The sequence below is a fragment of the Pyxidicoccus fallax genome, assembly GCF_012933655.1.
Classification (GTDB): Bacteria; Myxococcota; Myxococcia; order Myxococcales; family Myxococcaceae; genus Myxococcus; species Myxococcus fallax.
Genome location: NZ_JABBJJ010000566.1, coordinates 1 through 4648, shown reverse-complemented (window position 1 = coordinate 4648; position 4648 = coordinate 1). Strand labels below are relative to the sequence as shown.

The 4648-nt window shown below is 69.7% G+C and carries 4 protein-coding genes; 1 reads left to right on the top strand and 3 read right to left on the bottom strand.

What is annotated here, in order from left to right:
- Positions 1–1305, top strand: a 1305-nt coding sequence (locus HG543_RS51650) for a peroxidase family protein (protein ID WP_281404561.1), incomplete at its 5' end; no start/stop codon positions are given.
- 54 nt (positions 1306–1359) lie between these two features.
- Here the strand turns inward: HG543_RS51650 and HG543_RS51645 are convergent.
- From HG543_RS51645 to HG543_RS51635, 3 genes are all read right to left on the bottom strand, one after another.
- Complete coding sequence (locus HG543_RS51645; protein WP_169352363.1) at positions 1360–2427, bottom strand: patatin-like phospholipase family protein; 1068 nt, start codon at positions 2425–2427, stop codon at positions 1360–1362.
- 61 nt (positions 2428–2488) lie between these two features.
- Positions 2489–3499, bottom strand: a complete 1011-nt coding sequence (locus HG543_RS51640; RefSeq protein WP_211194762.1) for an AraC family transcriptional regulator — start codon at positions 3497–3499, stop codon at positions 2489–2491.
- Position 3500: 1 nt separating this feature from the next.
- Positions 3501–4385, bottom strand: a complete 885-nt coding sequence (locus HG543_RS51635) for an oxidoreductase (protein ID WP_169352361.1) — start codon at positions 4383–4385, stop codon at positions 3501–3503.
- Positions 4386–4648: the final 263 nt, after the last annotated feature.

The following is a 4648-nucleotide window of genomic DNA, read 5'->3' as shown; positions in this document are numbered from 1 at the left end:
CCGCCCGACCCCACCCGAATCCCAGGCGCCGACGACGGCCCGCCCACCTACCTCAACCGCGGCTCGCACTGGTGGGACGCCTCGCAAATCTATGGCAACAGCGAGGCCGAGATACGCGAGCTGCGCTGCTCGGAGGACGACGGCAAGGACAGCCGGGGCAAGCTGAAGCTCGTGGGCCAGGACCAGGCGGAGCGGCTCCCGGTGGATGCTCGCACCCGGATGCAGAAGTCCGGTGTCACGCAGAACTGGTGGATGGGCCTGAGCCTGATGCACACGCTCTTCACCAAGGAGCACAACGCCATCGTGGACCGGCTGCGGCTGGAGTACCCGGACTGGAGTGGCGACCAGCTCTTCGAGACCGCGCGTCTCATCAACACGGCGCTGATGGCGAAGATCCACACCGTGGAGTGGACCCCCGCCATCCTCGGGCACCCCACCCTGCGCTCGGCGATGAATGCCCACTGGTGGGGCCTGGTCACCGAGCGCGTCACCCGCGTCTTCGGGCGGCTCAGCCGCCTGGAGGCCATTGGCGGCATTCCCGGCGCGTCCACCAAACACTTCGGGGTGCCCTACGCGCTCACCGAGGAGTTCGTGTCCGTCTACCGCCTGCACTCACTGATACCCGACACCGTCCGCCTGTACCGCGTGGAGGACGGGAAGCCCGTGCGCGAGGTCGGCATGGCGGACATCACCGGCGAGAAGGTGCAGGCCGTCTTCGAAGGCGGGCTGTCCATCGACGACGTCTGCTACTCCTTCGGCATCAGCCACCCCGGCGCCATCGTCCTGCACAACTACCCCCACTTCCTGCGCACCCTCGAAGCACAGGACCCGCACGGGCTGCCCGGACAGAAGCTGAAGATAGACCTCGCCGCCATCGACATCATGAGGGACCGCGAGCGCGGCGTCCCCCGCTACAACGACTTCCGCGAGCTGATGTACCTGCCACGCTGCCGAAGCTTCAAGGACATCACCCGCAACGCCGAATGGGCCCGGCAGTTGAAGGACGTGTACGGCGACGTCGACCGGGTGGACCTGCAGGTGGGGATGCTCGCCGAGGCGCCGCCCCGGGGCTTCGGCTTCAGCGACACGGCCTTCCGCATCTTCGTGCTGATGGCCTCGCGCCGGCTGACCAGCGACCGCTTCTTCACCACGGACTTCAACGTCAACCTCTACACGCGGCCGGGCATGGACTGGATCAACAACAACACCATGACGAGCGTCCTGCTGCGCCACTACCCGGGGCTCAAGCCCTCGCTGGTGCAGGTGACGAACGCCTTCACGCCGTGGGCCTCGATGGCGCACTAGCGTTGCGTGCGGGGAGCGGCCCGCTTCCCGGGCGGGCCGTCCCCGTGGGCCACCTCAAGCGGAGACCCTGACCGCGGCGAGCTCCTCGCGCACCGACTCGCGCCGGTTGTGGGGCTTGTCGCCTCGGAACTCCTTCAGGTACGCGTCGAAGTCCCAGGAGGCGAGGAACTGCTCCGCTCCGGCGCGGCCGGACTCGTAGAGCTTCATCGCCCGCTCGCGCTCCAGGTTGAACTCGGTCGTCCCCACGCCCTGGGTGGGAATGGTGATGGTGCGCGCGAACTGGGCCCGCTCCAGGTAGAGCCGGTCGTGTGCCTCCAGGAGCGTCTGCGTCAATCCCAGGACCAGCGAGCGCAGTCCCCTCAGGCCCCGGGGACCCCGTACCGGCATCCCGTCCTCGAGCGGCTTCGGCTCGGGCTCGACGAGCATGAGGCCGAAGGTGGGCCAGTCGGGCTCCTCGCCCACGGAGTCGAACAGCCAGACGGGGAAGTTCGACAGGATGCCGCCGTCCACGAGCAGGTGCTCCCGGTTCGTCTGGGGGTTCATCAGCCTCACCGGCTCGAAGAAGACCGGGATGCTCATGCTCATCCTCACCGCGTCGGAGACCTTGAGCGTGAGCGGGTCCAGGCCCAGCAGGTGCGCGTCCCGGGGCAGGACGAGCAGCCGGCGCGAGGTGAGGTCCGACACGGTGACCTGGAGCTTGAAGCTCCAGCGGGGGTCATCCCACTCGGTGCGCAGGTCCGCGAAGGTCCGCACGCCCTTGGGCTCCAGCATCGAGTCGAGCCACTCGCAGAGGCGCCTTCCCTCGTAGATGCCCTGGTCTCGCAGGAGGCTGAGGGCCTTCCCGATGAGGGGCACCTTGTCCTCCCAGCCCTTGTCCTGGAACTGGCGGAAGTCGAGGTCGAGCACGAGCTTCCGCAGCTCGTCCGAGCGGTAGCCGGCGGCAACCAGCGCCGCGGTGATGGCCCCGGCCGAGGAGCCCGCCAGGTTCTGGGGCGTGTAGCCCCGCTCCTCCAAGACGGAGAAGGCCCCCGCCAGGCCGATGCCCTTGACGCCTCCGCCCTCGAAGACGAGATCACAGCGGCGCTCCTGGTGCCTGCTCGCCTTGCTGCCCAATACCTGCATGCCGTCGCTCCCCCGTTGGGTTTCCCGGGGATGGAGTCGCGCCGGAGGATTTGGGACGCGTCTAATGCGAGGCGCGGTCCCGCTCGGCCCCACGCCAGCGGAGGGGCGTCGTCCCCTCCCACCCCTGGAACGCGCGCGTGAAGGAGTTGAGCTCCTCGTAGCCCAGCAGGAACGCCACCTCGCTGGCGTCCAGGTCGGTGCTCACGAGGAGCTGGCGCGCGGACTGGTGGCGCACCTCGTCGAGCAGGGCCTGATACGTCGTGCCCTCCTCCTCCAGCCGGCGCTGGAGCGTGCGGGGACTCAGGTGCAGCTCGCGGGCGAGCTTCTCGACGGAGGGACGCTCTCCGGACATGCGGCGGCGGAGCGCCGTCCGGGCGTCGTCCACCAGCGTCCGTTGGCCGAGCTGCTCCTTCAGCGCCGCTTCGAGCCCCGGCACGAGCACCGACAGCAGGTCCGCGTTGTGCGTCAGGAACGGCTCGTCCAGCGCCCTGGCGTCGAAGACGAGGAGGTCCAGCGATGCGTCGAAGCGGATGGGACAGCCGAAGTGGCGGGTGAGCAGCTCCACGTCGGCGCGGCGCCGCGCCAGCTCGACACGCCTGGGGACGAGGTGCTTTCCCGTTCCCAGACGGGCCAGCGCCAGCGTGGAGGCGAACGTCCCATCCACGAGGAACATGGGCAGGGGGCCCTCGGCGAGGAGCCAGTGGAAGCTGAAGCGCGCCTCGGTGCCCACGACCTCCACCGTCACCTCTTCGGGGCAGACGAGGCGCTTGTATCGCGCGAGCTTCTTCAGCGCCTCGCCGAGGTTCGGCGCGTGGAGCGCGGCGGCCGTCGCGATGTCGAAGTGGTGCGACCGCGCCTCGGCGCCGATGCGCAGGCCGAGGTCCCGCCCACCCCCCAGGGCTTCCACCGCGTGACAGAGCGCCATGAACTCGCGGGTGGTCAGGTGGACCCGGGCCTCCTGGAACCGCGACGGAAGGAGGCCCGCCTGCCGCAGCACGCGCTCGACATCCACGCCAATCGCGGCCAAGCGGCTGAGCAGGACTCTGGGAACGGGGACGAGATCGGCGCGCACGTCAGCTCCTCTGCGGAAGCAGCATCCGGGCCACCGGGGTCTCCGCGAAGTCGACCAGGCCATCGTAATCGGTCGACATGCTGAGTGTCCTCCAGCGCGCGTCCTCCTCCGCCCGCCCCGCGGCGATGACGCCCGCGAGGAACACGGCGTCCGAGCCGAGGAGCAGGCGGAGCGGCGGCCGCTCTTCCGAGGCAATCTGGAGGATGGCCCGCGCGGCCTTCGCGGGATCGCCCTGCATGACCTCCGGGTTCCGGCGGACGTGCTCCATGAAGGCTCCGACGGTCGGCTGGTACGCCTCGCTGACGGTGTCCACCCGCATCGACACGCCCGCCCAGTCCGTGCGCATGCCGCCAGGCTCGACAATCGTCACGCGGATGCCGAGCGCGGAGACCTCCTTCGAGAGGACCTCCGAGAAGCCCTCCACGGCCCACTTCGCGGACTGGTACGAGCCCATCCCGGGACTTCCCCCCCGCCCGCCAATGGAGGAAACCTGGATGATGTGCCCGGCGCGCTGCGCGCGGAGCACCGGCAGCGCCGCGCGGGTGACGTGCATGACGCCGAAGAAGTTCGTCTCGAACTGCTCGCGGAAGTCGTCCTCCGTCACATCCTCGATGGAGCTCACGTTCGCGTAGGCGGCGTTGTTGACGACGACGTCCAGGCGCCCGAAGGCGGAGGTCGCCGCGGCCACGGCGGCGCGCGCGGCGGCCGGGTCCGTCACATCGAGCGCCACCGCGCGGACCCTGTCTCCGTACTGCTCGACGAGGTCCCGCAGTTGCTCGGGCTTGCGCGCCGTGGCCACGAGGCGGTGCCCCGCGGCGAGCACGGCCTTCGCGAGTTCGCGACCGAGGCCGCGTGAGCTTCCAGTGATGAGCCAGACCTGCGACATGGGAACCGTCCTTGGGTGCGCCGGGAATTCGGCCACGCCAAGAGTCACGAGCGGCTCCGTTTCGCGCCAATCGGATCGTGCCAAAGAATCATCGGATCGCGCCACCGGGGCTGCCTCCCGCATTCCGCCCTGGAATAGGCTGCCCGATGCCAGGTCGAGACACCGCCCGAGCCCACGGGCAAGGCCCCATAGCCCGCCACCCGCGCTCGAGCGAGTCGTGCTCCACCCCCTGCCGTTCGGAGCAATCCGCTCGCCCCCCCAGG

Bases quoted from the DNA above. Each gene is read 5' to 3' on its own strand.
- HG543_RS51645 (WP_169352363.1), bottom strand. From the start codon at position 2,427: ATGCAGGTATTGGGCAGCAAGGCGAGCAGGCACCAGGAGCGCCGCTGT.
- HG543_RS51635 (WP_169352361.1), bottom strand. From the start codon at position 4,385: ATGTCGCAGGTCTGGCTCATCACTGGAAGCTCACGCGGCCTCGGTCGC.